The organism is Congregibacter sp. (assembly GCF_047617445.1).
Taxonomy (GTDB): domain Bacteria; phylum Pseudomonadota; class Gammaproteobacteria; order Pseudomonadales; family Halieaceae; genus Congregibacter.
The window spans coordinates 1-17,540 of record NZ_JBLGBE010000040.1; the positions used below are offsets into that span (position 1 = coordinate 1).

Consider the following 17,540-nt stretch of genomic DNA (forward strand, 5'->3'; position numbering starts at 1 on the left):
TCATGATCACCGGGGTTCAGAAATGACGCTGGTGCTTCAGGGCGGTTTTAGTGACGATCGGGGTAGCTACTATCCGGGCGATTTTATCTACCGCAGCAAGAACGACGTGCACGCACCGCGAGCTTTTGCTGACGAAGACTGCCTGTGTTTAGCGGTTATCGATGCGCCCTTACGATTCACTGGCTGGAAGTATCGCTGGATGAACCCCTTTCTTCGGCTTCAGGCAGGTTAAGTAGAGGCTCGAAAGCACTCATAAGGGTCTTTCAGAGTCACTTTACGCACAGTAAATTTTCACCGCTATTCGGCGTTCAGCTGTCGCAGCGCACTTCGTAGCCTCCTCTCCCTGTGCTAAAGTCTTGCCCCCTCAAAAAATGGGGGCTTTGATGGCGCTAGGGAGTCGATCAGCCAGCGCACCGAGAACTGACCGAAACAGGGTGGAATAAACATGCAGTTAGCTGTCCCTAAAGAACTCTACCCGGGCGAGAACCGGGTGGCGATGACCCCAGACACCGCAAAAAAACTCGTTCGATTGGGTGCCACCATCCAGATAGAAAAAGGTATGGGTGTTGGTAGCGGATTTCAAGATAGCGAGTACAGCGAAGTGGGGGCAGAGATCGTTACTGATCGCGCTGCTCTCATAGGCTCTGCCGATATGCTGCTGCGCTTGCGCAAGCCAGCGCTGGATGAAATACCGCAGATGAAGCGCGGTTGCATCCATATCAGCTATCTCGACCCCTTTAATGAGCATGCTTTAGTCCGGGCATTTGCCGAAGCTGGTGTCACCGCCATCAGTATGGAAATGATCCCTCGCTCGACGCGCAGTCAGAAAATGGATGCGCTGAGCTCTCAAGCCAACCTCGCCGGCTACGTGATGGTTATGCTGGCGGCGATGCGCCTACCGCGCATATTCCCCATGATGATGACGCCCGCAGGCACACTTAAGCCTGCCAAGGTATTCATTATCGGTGCCGGTGTAGCGGGTCTGCAGGCCATCGCAACGGCAAAGCGCCTCGGCGCCAGGGTTACGGCCTTCGATACCCGCCCGGTAGTTGCTGAGCAAGTGCAGTCACTGGGCGCGACGTTTTTAGATATTGACTTGGGTGACACGGGGCAGACCTCTGACGGCTATGCGAAGGAGTTAACTCCCGAACAGATTCAGAAGCAGCAAGATGCCCAGGCGGCAGTTATCGCTGAGTCAGACGTGGTAATCACTACGGCGCAGGTGTTTGGTCGAAAGCCGCCAGTTATCGTATCCAGATCTATGGTCGAGGGCATGCAGCCCGGAGCCGTAGTGGTCGATATGGCAGCAGAGACGGGCGGTAACGTCGAGGGCTCGGTCCCTAACGAAGTGGTAGATATCAACGGTGTAACGGTAGTGGGTCTTGGAAATTTGCCCAATTATGTGTGCCGTGATGCCTCGGTGATGTACGCAAACAACCTGTTTAACCTCGTGGAAGACACTTGGGATAAAGAGACTGGCGCATTTGTGCTGAACATGGAAAACGACATTTTGCCCGGCTGCGTGATTACGCATGACGGCGCTGTTGTTAACGAGACTATCAAGAACATTCTGGCGGGGGATGCCTGATCATGGATGCGATATTTCTGACGTTTATTTTAATGTTGTCGATATTTCTCGGCTTCGAACTGATTACCAAAGTACCCGCAACGCTGCATACGCCGCTTATGTCTGGGGCAAATGCGATTTCGGGCATCACCGTCGTTGGTGCGATATCGCTGGCAGGTACTGGCCAGCAAGATCTCGCCAATTGGCTGGGCGCCGGTGCTGTGGCACTGGCCTCAATCAATGTCGTCGGTGGTTACATGGTGACCGACCGCATGTTGGCGATGTTTAAAAAGAGAGGAGGCTGATTGTGGATGTTTCTTCTTTTGTAACTGAGCTGACTTATGTTGTCTCGGCAGCATTGTTTATCTATGGGCTGAAGCTTTTAGGCTCCGCCGCGACTGCGCGTCGAGGTAATACAATATCTGCCGTTGGTATGCTTTTGGCCATCGTTGCTGCACTCCTCGATCAGGGGATTGTGGAATATCAGTGGATTTTTGCCGGCTTCCTCGTAGGTGGTGCCATCGGTGCTGCGGCTTCGCGGCTGGTTCAGATGACCTCTATGCCTGAAATGGTGGCACTGTTTAACGGTTTTGGTGGTCTGGCGAGTCTTTTAGTCGGTGCTGCCGCCATTACGGGCGATGCAGGTTTGTTCACCTTGGTGACAATTGTGCTCTCCATCCTTATTGGTGGTGTGACGTTTACCGGTTCATTAGTGGCCTATGGCAAGCTCAGCGAGAAAATTGGTAGCGCTGCAGTGCAGTTCCGTGGGCAGCAGGTGGTGAACAGCATCATTGTGGTCGCGATTTTTGCAAGCGGGTACATGTTCTCGCTGCATCCCGAGACGCCCCTTTGGCTGTTTGTGATGATCGGCCTGTCGCTTGCCTTCGGTATCATGGCTGTGATTCCAATTGGCGGTGCGGATATGCCGGTTGTGATCTCGCTGTTGAACTCCTATTCAGGCCTCGCTGCCTGTGCTGCGGGTTTTGCGATCAACAACAACATTTTGATCGTTGCGGGCTCACTGGTCGGCGCTTCGGGCATCATCCTGACGCAGATTATGTGTAAGGCGATGAACCGCTCACTTTCGAATGTGCTGTTTAGTGGCTTTGCTACTGTGAGTGACGAAGAGAGCGTTGTAGAGGGCGAAATTAAGCCGATCTCTGCCGAGGATGCTTACTATATCCTCGAAGCGGCGACAAATGTCGCGATCATTCCGGGTTATGGAATGGCTGTTGCACAGGCGCAGCACGTGGTTAAAGAGCTCGCTGAGCTGCTTGAAAAGAACGGCGCGGAAGTGAATTTTGGTATTCACCCAGTGGCAGGTCGTATGCCAGGTCACATGAACGTGCTGCTTGCTGAAGCAGATGTTCCCTATGACCAGCTGTTGGAAATGGACGATATCAACCCCCGCATGGAGAACGTGGACGTAGCGATCGTTATCGGGGCCAATGATGTTGTGAATCCTGCAGCGCGTGATGTGGAGTCGTCTCCCATCTACGGTATGCCGGTAATCAATGTTGATCAGGCCCGCACTGTGTTTGTGCTTAAGCGGTCTATGGCGTCTGGTTTTGCTGGGATAGAGAATCCGTTGTTTTACAAGGACAACACGCGGATGCTGTTTGGTGACGCTAAGGAATCTATTGCCAGCCTCGTTCGAGAGTTCGCAAGTAAGTGATTCTTCTTGCAGCTCCCGGACGTGTTCCGGGAGCTTGCTTGCCTGCGTTGTCCTCGCCCGTTAGGCTTGCCCGCTCAATCTTCGGCTAGTGGTAACTTTCATGGCGGCCAGTCAGGCTCGATCGGCATCAGCCAAATCCCGCAGTAAGACTTCCGGTCCGGTACCCATGGACCTTCAGGCCTTTGCTGACCAATACCAAAGTGACGTGTCAGAGGCGCCTATGTTGGTGGCTCTGCGTGCAGAGCACCGCCACATCGCGAGTGTTCTCGCGCTTTTATCCGATCACTTGAATGCCATTGAGCGAAGCGAGTTGGTCGATACCCATGTGATCTATGAAATTATGGACTACATGGTTACCTGGCCGGATCGCTTTCATCATCCTCGGGAAGACCTGATTTACAGCTATGCGGCTGATGTTGATAAAGGGCTTGCGGAAGACCGCCGACGTCTCGAGCAAGATCATGATCATCTGTTACGTAATGGCCGCGACTTACTTCAGGCTGTTGAGGATTGGCGCCGGGGTGAACTGGGCGGATCCAAGCTGGTGCGCCTGGGTCGAGAGTATGTTCAGGCATCCTACGGTCATATGAGTTTTGAAGAGCAGGAAGTGTTCCCGGTGATCGATGCAGTTCTGAGTCATGCTGACTGGCGCGAGTTGTCCGCAGATGATCAGCTTAAGCCCGTGGGTGACCCTGTGTTTGGGCGCCGCGTGCAGCGCGAGTTTCGGAACATGGCACGCAAGCTGCGGCGGAGTCTGCGACGTGGTGTGGAGCGTCAGGCCGTCGCTGAGTGGGTGAGTATTGAGTCCCTCTTTGAAGCCTATGAAGTTCTGAGCATGGCGAATCAAAGTGGCCGTACGATCACCCGGGATCAGTTTGTTACCGGACTTCGGGAAGCCAGCTACATCGTCCTTGATGAGCCGCTTAAAGCGCCTTTTCTATGCGCGGCAAACAACATGCGGCTTACCCTTGATTGGTTTGACGATTTACAGAGCGTATACCGAGATGCGGTGTCTGACCTGTTGCGGGTTAACCGTGAGCGCAAAGATCGCCTGCGCCTGCTGCGAAGAGCGGGACGCCCCGGATAGTCTTACCCCAGGGAGTTTGGCTTGGGGCGGGACTAGTACAGGTCGGCGTGGTCTGTAAGTACCGGTGCTGCGTCCAGGTCCTCGGCATCCATCATTCGGGCGATACGCTCCAGCGACGAAACTAACTGAAGCTGTTCCCAGCGGGGAAGAGCCTCAAAGCGTCGGGAAAAGCTCTCCTGCAAAGGCTTGGGTGCCTGAATGAGAACCTCACGGCCCGCATCATTGAGCGAAACATGTACCCGCCTCTTGTCCACACTGCTGCGTTCCCGTTTAAGCAGGCCCCGATCCTCCAGTTTCGAGACGATCGCTGTGATCGTGGCTTGGCTTAAACTCACGGCGTTGGCGACCTCGGTGGCAGTTAGGCCGTCATTCGCGTTCACTGCTCCGAGCACCATCAACTGCGGCGAGGTGATGCCTACAGACCGTCCCAGCTTGCGGGAATGAATGCTGGTCGCGCGTAATATGCGGCGAAGGGAGACGAGCACGTCGTCGAGTAAATCTGCCATAAAGGAAATCCAATGTCTTCAATACGCCTCGTGGTTGAGTGCGCTCTTGAGTGGCTCTAGCCACGGTGCGTAATTCTGCCATTGCTCCACAGAATCGCGAAATAGTGGTTGGCGAACTTGTTCTGACGAGGGCGTGCGAACCGGGCGGTCATTTTCGTAAAACCGCAGGCAGCTCTCTTCGAAAGGGAGTTCCAGAAAATCAAGAAGTCCGCGAAGTTCGCCTTCAAAATCTCCCAGCAAAGCTTCGTGTTGTAAGCGATACACGCTGTTGGGGAGGACCGAGTCCCAGTGTCCCATCAAGCGTTCGTATTGGCGGCAATAGTAGCCCAGGTCTGCAAGGTCGTAGCTAAACTCCTGTCCTTCGGCGAACAGCTGCTTGAAGTTGCTGAAGCAGCAAGCCATGGCTTCTCGCCGGGCGTCGATAATTTTTGCCCGGGGGAGGATGAGTTTGATCAGGGCGATATGCCGAAAGTTGTTTGGCATCTTGTCGATAAAAAAAGGCGCGTCACCTCTATGGACCTGAGTTTGCTCAATAAAGTCTTTACCGAGTTGTTGAAGTGACTCTGTGCTGAGGTCTGCAAGGATTCCCGGATATCCTGGCGTCTCGCCCTTGTCATTGCGTTGTCGGCGCAGCCGTTGGGCAAGGGAGAGTATGTTGGGGAGCTCCCGGGTGCCATCAACTTGGCTATGCGAAGCCAGTATCTGTTCAAGTAGCGTGCTGCCAGCCCGGGGCATTCCTACAATAAATATGGGGTCGGCAGCATCGTGACCCAAACCCCCCTGGGCGTGCATAAAATCGCTAGTGATCCCGTTGCACTGGGCGTCGACCTCGCGTTTAAAACCTTCGCTCTGATAATTCAGCTGAGCTCGTTTAAGACCATTACCCATCGCGTAATGGTCAAAAGAGCGCTGGTAGTCACTACGATCTTCAAAGGCTTTGCCTAAGGCGAAGGCAAGATAAATGCGATCAAGCAATGGGGGGTTATCGGCCAGCTGCGCCCCCATTTTTTGGATTTGCGTGTCGCTGAAGTTATAAGTCTTTAGGTTGGCCAGGGCATACCAGGCCTCTCCACCGCCTTGGGCAGTGATACTTGCGGCCTCATAAGAGGCAATTGCCTTGGCGCCCGCACCGAGGGTCTTTAAGGCGTGGCCTTTTGAAGTCAGTGTGATTGCGTCTCCCGGTAGCTTTGTGAGTATCCCGTCAAAACCTTTGATGGCCTCTTCGTAGTGGCCTAGTTGCAGCAGCTCGATGGCTTTCAGTGACTGAAACTGAAGGTTCTGTGGGGCGCTGCGAAGGAGTGAATCGGCTTGCTCCAAAGACTCCTCAAAGCGCTGTCGTTTACTGAGCACGCGAATCAAATCAATCTTTAGTGCCGTGTCCGAAGGTGCCAGTTCGCAAGCGCTCTCCAGGAGAAAATTTGCCTCTTCCAGGGCGCCCAGACGAGAGCCAATATCCGCGAGCAGCCGCATGCCCTCGGTGTTGTAAGGGGACTGCATGAGAAACTGTCGGCAGAGCTGCTCGGCTTTGAGAATGCGGCCCTGAGCTAGTAAATCGGTGACCCCTAGCAATGGCTTTGGCAGTGCTTCCACGCGTTGCAATTGCGCCGCGGTAATGTTCGCTTCCTGTTCTCTCCCGGCGTCGCGAAGCAGTGTCAGGCGCTGCCGGTAGCTCGCTACAAGTGCGGGATTGGCGCGCAGTGCCTCACCGTAAGCGTCTATAGCTGCGGCTGCGTTTCCAGTGTCTCTGTAGAGGTGGGCTTGTTCCTGAAGCCCTCGGCTATTGCCCGGCTCCCTAGCCAGAAGGGTGCCCAGATACGCCTGTGCCGATGTGAATGAACGGCCCGTGCGCGCGCACACTGCTGCGAAGTACAGTGCGTCGCTGTTGTCGGGGTCTTGCTGTAGTTGGTTTTGGAGCAGGCTCAGCGCTTCGGGGATTTTCCCGTTGCGCATGAAATTCTGGGCTTGAGTGGTGATGGACTCCGCTGTGCTAGCTGTGTCAGACGTGAAAGTGGCGCCCGGCGATGCCGGGCGCTTGGGCTCACTCAAAGTTCCAGGTAAAGCGCACACCACCTGTGAGAGGGCGCGCCAGAGTGACCCGGTTTTGGTCGTACACAAAGTTGCTGGACAATTCCGCAGCCTCGTCGGTGAGGTTGTCGACGTACACTTCTGCCGTCCACTGGGTGTTAGAAACACCGGCAGTAAAGCCCAGCATCATCCATGAGTCCAGCGTTTGTCGATTGATCGCGATGATGTCGCTGAAGGAATCGTCGGAGTAGGCCAGATGTGGCATCACATGTGCACGGAGACCGTTATTTAGCTCCCAGTTGTAGCGGGCGCGAATGGTGGCCTGTAGCTCCGGTGCAAAGGCCAGTGAGTCGCCTTTGCGCACATCGTTCGTGGGCGTAAGGACTTCAGTGATCTCCGTGTCGAGCATAGAGAAGGACCCAGTCACTATCAGTCCGGGCATTGACGGCGGAGCCCAATCTACCGATCCCTCAAGTCCGAATACCTCGGCATTGGCCGCGTTGTCCGAGAAGAACAGGTTGGTAATGCTGGGATCAAAAATTGTGGTCTGGAGTCTTTCAATATCAATAAAGAACAGGCTGCCGTTCAAGCGCAGAGATTGATCCAGCAGGTCGAGCTTCCAGCCCAGTTCGTAGTTGGTTACGTCGTCGGTATCCAGGGCAAAGGGCACCTGGTAGCCGTTGGGCCCCGCTGCACCACCGGGACGATTCAGCAGTCCGGGACGGAAGCCCTCGGACAGCGTGACGAACCACAGTTGATCCTGATTGGGTGTATAGGAAAGACTGACTTTGCCGATTACACCGTCGGTTTGCGCCTTGCTAGGTGCATCGCGCAGTGCTGCTGCAACCTGATCTGGCGCCTCATCGATATTGTCCAGCGTGTAGGTAAGCTGTGCATCGGGGTCGCAGGTGCCGCGCGAGGTGATTTGACCGTCACCGTTGTAAAGGTCCGAGATGTCAGTACCAAAGGAGTTCGAATCCGGTTGGAACAAGTTACAGAAGGAGGCGTTGGCGCTGCCTTCGAGACCTACTTCGATGTCATACCAGCGCGCACCTAAGGTGAGTGCAAAGCTGTCGCTTAAATCCATGGTGACTTCACCGAAGACACCCATTTGCTCATCCGTGCGGCGCACGTCATTACGAAATATCACGCCGTCGGGGAATGGGCCGGGATCCGAAATGTAGCCGGTGGTAAAGGGGAAGTTCGGTGAGAAGCCTGTTTGTGAGCCGTAGCCGTCGATGCGCGAGGAGCCGGGATAGGTAAAATCATTGCGCTCAGTAAGTGTTAAATCACTGTAAAAAGCGCCAACGGTAGCTCGAATACGACGATCCTCGGCCGTGTTGAGTCGAATTTCATGGGTGGACACTTCGGTTTCGGTCTTGCTGCTTACAAATAGATCGGGTGCCTGGCAAGTGCCGCTGGGCGCCGCATCACCGGGATAGGATACGGAGCTGTCACAGATGTAGTAGGGCAGATACTGTCCCACGAACAGGTAGTCAGAGTAATCAACCAACTGATCTGTTTGACGGTCTGTAAAGGCGCCGGAGTACAGCACTTCCAGCTCACCAACTCTTCCGGTGAGCGTCCAGGCAGTGTTGCTAAATTCGTCAGTGATGTTGTCAGGTTGAAAGCGCGTTATCTCATAGTCATCAAGGTCCGGGTCCGAGAAAAACACGCCATCGGAATCAAGCTGTTGTTGCATGTGTGAGAGCTGAAGGTCCCAGTCAGCGTTGATGGTGTAAATGCCGGAGAGGCGAAAGCCCGCGTAGGTGGCGTCGTTGAAGTTTTCTTCGGCTCTGGTGCTGTTGTCTGCGTCAATAAAGTTAACGCCAGACAGATCTGCGCCGGCCTGAAACCCTGTGCGCTGGGCACTGACGGGTACGCCATTAGCGCGCACGGTGCCTTCGGGCCGGAAGCGCGCGCTTTCGCGGGTATTCAGGGTGCCTGCCACGTTGTCGATGTAGCCGCCCATGCGATCCACATAGACTACGCCGCGCAGGGCAAGCTTGTCAGTGACCGGGACGTTGATCATGGCCTCGACGCTGTTACTCATTTCACCGCCTTGCGTAAAGGCCGTACCCAGTTTCATTTTTCCGTAGGTGCCGGCAAAATCGGGCTTGTTGGTGATCAGGCGAACGGTACCCGCCTGCGAGCTTGCGCCAAACAGGGTGCCCTGGGGGCCGGCAAGGACCTCGATGCGGTTCATGTCTGCTACATACACATCCAGGTTACGGCCCGGTTGCGCCAACGGCTGCTCGTCAAGATAGAGGGCGACGTTGGGTGATAGCCCGGCAACGCCAGCGGTGGTCAGGTTTGGCGTCGTGGAGGCCACGCCACGAATGTAGATAGTGTTCTGCCCTGGGCCGCTGCCGCCAGCTGTTACGCCGGGCAGTTGCACAAGGTAGTCCTCGAAGTTGGTAATCCCCATGTCATTAAGGGTGCTCTCACCCAGTGCTTGTACGGAAATGGCAATGTCCTGAGTGCTAGCTGATCGCTTGGTAGCAGTCACGATGACCTCTTCGATCTGAGCGGCGGCGTTGCCGCTGGCGAGGCTTCCGCCGGTGACGCTAGCTATGACTGCTGCGCGAGTGGCGAGTTGAAGTTTGTTCATGGATCGCATGTTGTCTCCCCGACAAAATATTGCGTTATAAAACCTAATAAAGTTTAACACAAAAGTAATTATGCTGCCCGGAGCTACCCAGAAATTCTTTAAAACATTGATTTAACTACCTATTTTATTTGTTTGTGACAAAAATAAAGGTTAGTACACATTATATTAATACTTTGCTGACATTGAATAATCTGCGTACCCTTCAGTCTTTAACTTTTTAAGCAGGGATTGAGATGAGTGGTTCGGCCAACGACAAGCCGCCTGTGAGCGAAACCTTTATGGGCTTTAGCGTTGATCGTGGGGTGTTTTTGCCGGCCACGGGCATATTGCTATTGCTGGTGCTTTGCGCGGCGATTGCGCCTGATGCGAGCAACGCACTCTTGCAAGAGGTGCAGGCTGCAATCGTTATCTATGCCAGTTGGTATTACGTGTTGGTTGTGGCGATTGTCTTACTTAGCGTTCTGATCTTCAGTTTCTCTCGCTTTGGTGACATCAAGCTCGGGCCCGACCATTCTGAGCCCGACTACAGTGCCTTGAGCTGGTTTTCCATGCTTTTCGCGGCGGGCATGGGCATCGGTCTGATGTTCTTTGGTGTCGCTGAACCGGTGATGCATTTCCTGAAGCCGCCACATGGAGACGGCAGCACCGTAGAGGCGGCGGGTCATGCCATGACGCTGACCTATTTTCACTGGGGTCTACATGCATGGGCAATCTACGCAATTGTCGCCCTGTTACTGGGCTACTTTTCTTATCGCCATGGACTGCCATTGACCATGCGCTCGGCCTTTTATCCCTTGATCGGTGAGCGAATCTACGGGCCTGTCGGCGCGGCTATCGATGTATTTGCCGTCGTATGCACCGCCTGTGGTATTGCCACCAGTCTGGGTTTTGGCGTTCTGCAGATCAACGCGGGGCTCGCGTATCTTTTTGATATTCCGGTGTCTCCCGGCGTGCAGGTAGTACTGATCATTGGCACCATGGCGTTGGCGAGTATCTCCGTAGCCATGGGCCTCAATGCAGGCATTAAGCGGCTGTCGGAGCTCAATATTGCTCTGTCAGTATTGCTGTTAATCGGCGTGCTCATTGCTGGGCCTACGATTCTCATTTTGGGTGCAACCCTGGAAAGCCTTGGCATCTATATCAGCGAGCTTGTCAGCAAGACCTTTACGCTCTATGCCTATGACCCGACTGATTGGCTAGGTGGTTGGACTATTTTTTACTGGGGCTGGTGGCTCAGTTGGTCACCCTTCGTCGGATTATTTATCGCGCGTATTTCTCGGGGCCGAACTATCCGTGAATTCACACTGGGAGCAATGCTCGTGCCCTGTGGGTTCACTCTGTTGTGGATGGGCGTGTTCGGTAACAGCGCAATCAACCTGATTCTCAACGAAGGCGCTCAAGGGCTTGGGGAAGCTGTTTCTGCCAATCAGGCCGTGGCTCTCTTCCAGTTTCTGGAGTACCTGCCGTTCTCGACGTTTTTGTCCGGCGTTAGCTTGCTGATGATTGTGGTGTTTTTTGTAACCTCTGCCGATAGCGGTGCTTTGGTGCTTGATATGTTGTCGGCTAACGGTAGGGACGATACACCGGTACTTCAGCGGGTATTTTGGGCCGCTGTAATTGCTGCTATCGCAGCCGTACTGTTGCTGGCCGGCGGCTTGTCCTCGCTGCAGACGGCTGCGATAGCCAGTGCGCTGCCTTTCTCCTTGGCGCTGCTGGGGGCAATTTGGGGTTTTGCGCGGGCGCTTTCTTTGGATGCGTCGCAGCGCAGTGCGCAAAGTGTTTCTCCGGCCTCTGGCGCCGATGGCGACTGGCGTAGTCGACTGTCGAATCTCCTGGATTTTCCCGCCGACAGAAGTGTGCGTCAGTTTCTTAAGGATCAGGTGACACCCGCGCTACGGGAATTTGCTCAAGAGTTGCAGAACCATGAGGTGGCGGCGAGAGTTACCGAGCAATCTGATGAGCAACCTTCCGTGCGCATGGAGGTACTCAACGGCGGTGAGATTGACTTTGTGTATGAGGTGCGAAGTCGCGTTCATGACATGCCTGATGAGCGCCTCGCGGGGGAAGCGATTTCATCGATGGCAGAAGGCGATCGCTACTACCGGGCCGAGGTGCATTTGTCTCAAGGTGGTCAGGACTACTGCATTATGGGGTGGACTCACGAGCAGATTTCTCATGATGTGCTGAGCCAGTACGAGAATCACCTTCACTTCTTGACGACCCTGCGATGATCCTCAGGAATGCCGCTTAAGCGCCTTCGTTGCGAAACTGTAGTTTCGCCAAGCGAGCATACAATTCAGAGCTTTTTAGTAGCTCGTCATGCGTACCCGTGGCAACCACTTTGCCCTCGTCCAGTACAGCGATGCAATCGGCATCCCGGATGGTTGCCAGGCGATGCGCGATAATTACCGTGGTGCGTTCGTGCATGAGTTCATTGATGGCCCGCTGGACTTGGTGTTCACTCTCTGCATCCAGCGCGCTAGTGGCCTCATCAAGCAAGAGCACCTTGGGATCCGTGAGCATGGCGCGGGCTAAGGCAATGCGTTGACGTTGACCTCCGGATAGCCGCACACCCTGTTCTCCAAGATAGCTGCCATATCCCTCCGGCAAACCCTCGATGAAGTCATGGGCATGCGCTCGGCGGGCCGCGGCCTGTATTTCTTCGTCGCTGGCGTCCGGTTTACCGTAGGCAATGTTGTAGCGAACGTCCGCACTAAACAGCGTGGGTTGCTGGGGCACGACGGCGAGGTTTGAACGTAGCTGCGCCAGAGACATCTCTCGAAGATCGATTCCATCGAGAAAAAGTGCGCCACTTTGCGGATCGTAAAACCGCTGGAAAAGCTCAAACAAGGTGGTCTTTCCCGCACCCGATGGCCCTACCAGCGCCAGACTTTTGCCCGCTTCAATGTTCAGCGATACGTGATCCAGAGCGAGCGTGTCGGGACGCGAGGGATAACTGAAAGACACATCGCGGAGCAACATTGCGGGATTTTTGGAGATGGACTCCCGGTCGCCGGTATCCGAGAGCAAGCTGTCTGTTTCTATGAGCTCCAGTAGACGTTCTGTTGCGCCGGCAGCTCGCTGCACATCACCCCAGACCTCTGAAAGCGTTGCAAAGCCTGAGCCGACCATCACCGCATAGAACATAAAGGCCGCCAGCTCACCGCCGGTCATGGCTCCGCTGATCACGTCTTGCCCGCCGGAGTACATCATCGCGATCATGCCACCGGAGAGGATGATGATCGCGAAAGCGATCAGTAAAGCCCGCTGCCGTACCCGGGAGCGAGCAATGATAAAGGCTTTTTCTACTTCTGCATCAAATGCTGTCGACTCTGCGCTTTCGCGGTTAAAGCCCTGAACCGTCCGGATATTCTGAATAATTTCTCCGGCGTAGGAGCCGACGCTTGCCACACTATCCTGGCTGCTGCTGGAGAGCTTGCGAACCCGGCGACCAAAAATCATCACTGGCAGCAGCACCATGGGTACCGTGGCAACAATAAACAGGGTCAGTTTGAAATTGGTGATCAACATCATGACCACAGCGCCGCTGAGTGTCAGAGAGCTGCGCAGCGCCATGCTCATGGAGGAGCCGATAATGGTCTGCAAAACTGTGGTATCGGCGGTTAAGCGCGACATGATTTCCCCTGAGCGATTCTCTTCAAAGAACCCGGGGTGCAGGCGCACGATGTTGCGGAAAACGGCGCTCCGAAGGTCGGCGCTGATGCGCTCGCCCAGCCAGGAGACAAGATAAAAGCGGAAGAAGGTACCGATCGCAATAGCGGTTGTGATGAGCATCACTACGCGCACCGCATCCCCCAATGCCCCGGGGTCATCACCGCCAAAGCCGCGATCGATGAGTATCTGAAGACCCTTTCCTAAGGTGAGCGTCGCGGCTGCCGTAAAAACAAGCGCAACTGCCGCTGCGACAAGTCGCCAACGATAGGGCGAAAGTCGACTAATCAGGGCCCGTAACGGCCCCATCGTAGAGCTGGCGTCGGTCTTTGAGGAAGTCAGGACTTTTGCTCCCGCGTCGGCAGTTCTATAGCACCGCGCAATGCCGCTTTTTCAGCCACGGTGTAATCTGGAAAAGGTAGCTTCTCTTCGCTTTTCCAGGTCTCGAGTTGCGAATGAACCTCTGCCATTTTCTCGTCCGATGCCTCATAAAAGTCACGAACCTGTAAGACCTGACCTGGGCCGCTGAATACCGCACCGGCAGCGTGTACCATTTCGATCATTCGAAGGTTTAAATCCTCTGCCGTGGTGAGAAAGCACTGGTAATCCGTGGTTCTGACGCCTGCGTCGATTCGAATTACCGCGGTAGCCGCGGCTACCTTTGCAAGACGAATGCTGACGGTTTCCTGCATGACATCAGCATGGGATAGAAACAGTCCTCGCAGTCTTCCAAGGATTACCCTGAGCTGATCGGCCGTGACCATCTGCAGTTCGATATGTTGGTAATAACGTATTCGATCGCGATGGCTAAAGTTCTCCACCTCTACGGAAGAGAAGACCGAGTTGGGTACCGCCAACATCGTACGGTTTAAGGTCCGAATCATCGTAGATCGGAGTCCGATTTCCTCGACGACGCCGACGATGTTGCCGAAACGGCATAGATCACCAGGGTTTACTGGTCTTGCCGTGTAGAGCGTGATCGCGCCAATGACATTTTCGAGCGTTTTTTGTGCGGCCAGCGCAACAGCGAGAGAGCCAACGCCCAGTCCGGCGATGATGGTCGACATGTTGTAGCCAGCCCGCTCTGCCCAGATGAGTCCTATGACCAGGAGAAGCACAAGCTTCACGATGGTAGTAAAGGGCTTGAGTAAGGCGACATATTGCAGGTTCCCGGCTCGCTCCAGGCGTCTGATGTTGTAGTCCCGAAGCAGAGAAATAGCACCGAGAAGAAGGATTGAAAACGCGACGTAATCAAGACCGGAAGAGTTGAGATATACCCTAGCGGTCAAGGACAAACCCAGCTCGTCCATGAGCAGGCGGAAAAACGCCAGAAACAGGAAGATTCGAAGCGAGCCTTTGAAGAAGCTTTTTATGCCAAGAGGGAAGCGATTGGGGATCAGTAGTACCAGGCGCATGAGTAGATAGCTGGCTAGTAGAGAGAGGTACCAGGCGGCAACCAGGAAAATAAACCCGGCGATGAGCTGCCAGGTTTCCAATCCGGCGACAGTGCGGTTAGGGAGATTACGTTCAAACCATACTGCAACGGGGCCATACCCCAGGTCGTCCCAGAGGTCGGGTATCTGGGCAACGCTGGCGTTGGAGATTTTCCAGGTCTTGTCACCCTGACCGTCAGGGATTCGCTGCAGGTAGATAGGTACAGCTTCACCGTTGTCCTTTGTAATGAACCCAAGGAGGTCTCGGTAGGCGGGGAGGCCGTCATCGGACATGCCCTCTGGCTTGTCGCTCAACTCGGTGATATCTATGATGTTCTGCTGGTTGAAAACAATACGCAGCGCGTTTATTAGATGGGTCGCGGGCCAGTCTTCAAGGTCCTCGGGTAGGTAGCGCGTGTCTAGATAGCTAGCGGCCCTTTCCATGTTTTGGCGCTCAAAGGCATCCACCATGACGACCACTAACTGCAGCGGCGTGCGAGGGAGTCCTTCGTTCCCTGCAAGCTCTGCGGTTGTTTCCCTGATGAGTTTCTCGGCCTTCTTTTCAGATTCCAGAACTTCGCGGATATTCGTATGCTCGCCCGCTTCTTCTGCAGAGCTTGGGATCTCACCCTGCGCCCAAAGTAGCTTTGGACTGAGCGCCGTGAAAAGGAAGGTCAGAAAAATTGCAGATAAAAAGGTGTTCATCGCGATGTGTCCGGAAGCAGTGGTGACAATGGTGAGCGACAGTGTAGCGCCCAGAAGGCTGCGCTCAAGCGCTTAGATTTACTCGGCTTGTTGTGACTTTCGCTTGAGTAATAGACGGCCAGCGATCACGCCGGCTTCAAAAAGCAGCCACATAGGGATTGCGAGTAGGGCCTGTGAGATGACATCTGGTGGCGTAAGAAGCATGCCGAAAACGAAGCAGCCGACAATGATGTACGGCCGTTTGCGGCCCAACTCTTCCGGCGTTGTGATGCCCGCCCAAATGGCAATAAGTGCAGCGATAGGTATTTCAAAGGCCAAACCGAAGGCAAAGAACAGTTTGAGAACGAAATCCAGGTACCGATCGATATCCGTCATGATCGCGATGTCGTCCGGGCCCACGCTGGTGAAAAAGGCAAAAATCAGAGGGAACACCACGAAGTACGCAAAGGCCGCGCCGAAGTAAAACAACAGCACAGAGCTTGCAAGTACCGGCAACGCAAAACGTTTTTCCTGACGATACATACCGGGCGCAATAAATGACCAGATTTGGAACAGTACATAGGGAATGGCTATAAATAGCGCGGTAAACAGGGTCAGCTTGAACGGGGTAAGAAACGGGGATGCGACGTCCGTGGCGATCATGGTCGCATTTTCCGGCAGCAGCTCCCGCAGAGGTTTCGAGACAAACCCGTAGATATCGTTGGCAAAGGGAAACAGCACAATGAATACGATGAGCACCGCAAGAATCGAGCGCAGGAGGCGGTCTCGCAGCTCAGTAAGATGCGCGATAAGCGGTAAAGGCGTGTCCTCTTCGGTATCAGTCACCGGGTTTGCTATCCGCTTTTACTGTGTCGTCGGGGTCTGTAACGTCCGCGCTTGTGCTGGCGTCACCGGTCATCTCTGGCTGGTTAAGGCTGTTGCTAAGATCTGAACTCAAAGATTTGGTCTCTCTACGTAGATCGTCGCCGGTATCACGCAAAGCCCGCAGATCCTTCATCACTTCGTCGTTATGGAGTTCTTGCTGAACTTCCTGTTTGATATCGTTAAAGCCACGCCGAATGCGGTTTAGCCAGGCGCTCCCTGTGCGAATAGCATCGGGCAAGCGCTCCGGACCTATTACGATCAGGGCAACGACACCGATAATCATTAGTTCGGCAAAGCCGATATCGAACATACGAGGCTACTGCTTTGTTAAATGTATGAACCTGCTACGAAAAAACTAAACGTCGCTCTTGTCCTTTGCAGCTTCACTGGCGTCGGACTCGTCGCCGTCGCCGGCCTTTTCGTCCCCCGCGTCCTGCATGCTGCTGCGAAAGCCCTTCACGGCGCTACCCAGATCTGAGCCCAGGCTGCGCAAGCGCTTGGTGCCAAAAAGCATAACCACAATGGCGAGAATAATAAGTAACTGCCAAATACTGATTCCACCCAATCCCATGACTATCTCCTTTTACCGCAGTCGGCGGCTTGTGTAATTTACCGGCTGCTTGTGTAATTCGTGATTCTGTTTGTACCTTTGCCCGCTAGCTTCGCGCGGCTTTTTCAACATGGCCAGACAGTCCGAAGCGTTCGTCCAGAATGCCCAGAACATCCGATGATGACAGGCCCTGTTGCGCGAGCAAGACCATTGTATGAAACCAGAGGTCTGCTACTTCGCCCAGCAAGGCGTCCTGGCCTTCTTCGCCGTCGCAATCCTTAGCCGCGATAATAACCTCTGTCGCCTCCTCGCCAACTTTCTCGAGGATCTTGTTAAGGCCTTTTTCATAGAGGCTGGCAACATAGGAGCTGTCGCCGGACGCAGCCCTTCTCTCTTGAAGAACGCCATCTAAGGCTTTAAGAACGTTGTTGTTAGCTGCCTGTTCCATAAATCTCTTTCGGGTCCTTGAGGACCGATTCTATAGTTTGCCACTCACCATCTGTAAGCTGGCGATAGAAACAGTGCTCCCTGCCCGTGTGGCAAGCCATTCCGCCTAGCTGCTCGACTTCCAGCAGGAGCGTGTCTCCATCGCAGTCCAGACGCAGTTCTTTGAGCTGCTGGGTGTTTCCGGAGCTCTCACCTTTGCGCCACAGTGCCTGGCGGGACCGGGACCAGTAAACCGCGCGGCCTTCTTCTACGGTGCAGCGCAGGGACTCGGCGCTCATCCAGGCCATCATCAATACTTTTCCGGTCTTCCAGTCTTTTGCTATGGCTGGAACGAGGCCATCTTCGTTCCAGCGAAGTTCGTTAAGGTAGCTTGGACTGTTTGATTGAGTCATTAGACC

16 protein-coding genes are annotated in these 17,540 nt (G+C 54.5%); 6 read left to right on the forward strand and 10 right to left on the reverse strand.

Annotated features, from left to right (window positions below; translation table 11 throughout):
* The 5 genes from ACI9KD_RS10475 to ACI9KD_RS10495 all read left to right on the forward strand — a co-directional run.
* A partial coding sequence (locus tag ACI9KD_RS10475) for a cupin domain-containing protein (RefSeq protein ID WP_414981114.1) occupies nucleotides 1–232 on the forward strand: 232 nt, incomplete at its 5' end.
* 213 nt (nucleotides 233–445) lie between these two features.
* Nucleotides 446–1,588 carry a Re/Si-specific NAD(P)(+) transhydrogenase subunit alpha gene (locus ACI9KD_RS10480; RefSeq protein ID WP_414981115.1) on the forward strand — a complete coding sequence of 381 codons (1,143 nt, stop codon included), beginning with the start codon at nucleotides 446–448 and terminating at the stop codon, nucleotides 1,586–1,588.
* 2 nt (nucleotides 1,589–1,590) lie between these two features.
* Entirely contained in the window at nucleotides 1,591–1,872 is a 282-nt protein-coding gene (locus ACI9KD_RS10485; RefSeq protein WP_414981116.1) for an NAD(P) transhydrogenase subunit alpha, read from the forward strand.
* Entirely contained in the window at nucleotides 1,869–3,242 is a 1,374-nt protein-coding gene (locus ACI9KD_RS10490) for an NAD(P)(+) transhydrogenase (Re/Si-specific) subunit beta (protein ID WP_414981137.1), read from the forward strand. Before ACI9KD_RS10485 ends, ACI9KD_RS10490 begins: the two co-directional genes overlap by 4 nt.
* A 100-nt stretch (nucleotides 3,243–3,342) precedes the next feature.
* On the forward strand, nucleotides 3,343–4,329 hold the full coding sequence (locus ACI9KD_RS10495; protein WP_414981117.1) for a hemerythrin domain-containing protein: 987 nt from the start codon (nucleotides 3,343–3,345) through the stop codon (nucleotides 4,327–4,329).
* A gap of 32 nt (nucleotides 4,330–4,361) precedes the next feature.
* Here the strand turns inward: ACI9KD_RS10495 and ACI9KD_RS10500 are convergent, their stop codons facing one another.
* From ACI9KD_RS10500 to ACI9KD_RS10510, 3 genes are all read right to left on the reverse strand, one after another.
* A complete protein-coding gene (locus tag ACI9KD_RS10500; protein WP_414981118.1) occupies nucleotides 4,362–4,835 on the reverse strand; it encodes a MarR family winged helix-turn-helix transcriptional regulator in 474 nt (157 codons plus the stop codon).
* An 18-nt stretch (nucleotides 4,836–4,853) separates the two neighbouring features.
* On the reverse strand, nucleotides 4,854–6,809 hold the full coding sequence (locus ACI9KD_RS10505) for a sulfotransferase (protein ID WP_414981138.1): 1,956 nt from the start codon (nucleotides 6,807–6,809) through the stop codon (nucleotides 4,854–4,856).
* A gap of 64 nt (nucleotides 6,810–6,873) precedes the next feature.
* Nucleotides 6,874–9,471 (reverse strand): TonB-dependent receptor, encoded by a 2,598-nt coding sequence (locus ACI9KD_RS10510; protein WP_414981119.1) that lies wholly within the window; start codon nucleotides 9,469–9,471, stop codon nucleotides 6,874–6,876.
* A gap of 233 nt (nucleotides 9,472–9,704) precedes the next feature.
* Between ACI9KD_RS10510 and ACI9KD_RS10515 the strand changes: the two genes are divergently transcribed.
* The gene (locus ACI9KD_RS10515; protein WP_414981120.1) at nucleotides 9,705–11,702 is read left to right on the forward strand and encodes a BCCT family transporter; all 1,998 of its coding nucleotides are present in this window, start codon (nucleotides 9,705–9,707) and stop codon (nucleotides 11,700–11,702) included.
* Nucleotides 11,703–11,718: 16 nt separating this feature from the next.
* Here ACI9KD_RS10515 and ACI9KD_RS10520 read toward each other — a convergent pair whose 3' ends face one another.
* The 7 genes from ACI9KD_RS10520 to hisI all read right to left on the reverse strand — a co-directional run bounded on the left by ACI9KD_RS10520 (nucleotide 11,719) and on the right by hisI (nucleotide 17,534).
* Nucleotides 11,719–13,452: an ABC transporter transmembrane domain-containing protein gene (locus ACI9KD_RS10520; RefSeq protein WP_414981121.1), complete on the reverse strand. Its 1,734-nt coding sequence runs from the start codon at nucleotides 13,450–13,452 to the stop codon at nucleotides 11,719–11,721.
* Between the two features lie 29 nt (nucleotides 13,453–13,481).
* On the reverse strand, nucleotides 13,482–15,281 hold the full coding sequence (locus tag ACI9KD_RS10525) for a mechanosensitive ion channel family protein (RefSeq protein WP_414981122.1): 1,800 nt from the start codon (nucleotides 15,279–15,281) through the stop codon (nucleotides 13,482–13,484).
* A 78-nt stretch (nucleotides 15,282–15,359) separates the two neighbouring features.
* Nucleotides 15,360–16,106 carry a twin-arginine translocase subunit TatC gene (tatC, locus tag ACI9KD_RS10530; protein WP_414981123.1) on the reverse strand — a complete coding sequence of 249 codons (747 nt, stop codon included), beginning with the start codon at nucleotides 16,104–16,106 and terminating at the stop codon, nucleotides 15,360–15,362.
* Nucleotides 16,099–16,455, reverse strand: coding sequence for a Sec-independent protein translocase protein TatB (tatB, locus tag ACI9KD_RS10535; RefSeq protein WP_414981124.1), 357 nt, complete (start codon nucleotides 16,453–16,455; stop codon nucleotides 16,099–16,101). The genes tatC and tatB overlap by 8 nt, the downstream gene beginning before the upstream one ends.
* A gap of 45 nt (nucleotides 16,456–16,500) precedes the next feature.
* On the reverse strand, nucleotides 16,501–16,716 hold the full coding sequence (locus ACI9KD_RS10540) for a Sec-independent protein translocase subunit TatA (protein WP_414981125.1): 216 nt from the start codon (nucleotides 16,714–16,716) through the stop codon (nucleotides 16,501–16,503).
* A gap of 85 nt (nucleotides 16,717–16,801) precedes the next feature.
* Complete coding sequence (locus ACI9KD_RS10545; protein WP_414981126.1) at nucleotides 16,802–17,143, reverse strand: phosphoribosyl-ATP diphosphatase; 342 nt, start codon at nucleotides 17,141–17,143, stop codon at nucleotides 16,802–16,804.
* Nucleotides 17,127–17,534, reverse strand: a complete 408-nt coding sequence (gene hisI, locus ACI9KD_RS10550; protein ID WP_414981127.1) for a phosphoribosyl-AMP cyclohydrolase — start codon at nucleotides 17,532–17,534, stop codon at nucleotides 17,127–17,129. Before hisI ends, ACI9KD_RS10545 begins: the two co-directional genes overlap by 17 nt.
* Nucleotides 17,535–17,540: the final 6 nt, after the last annotated feature.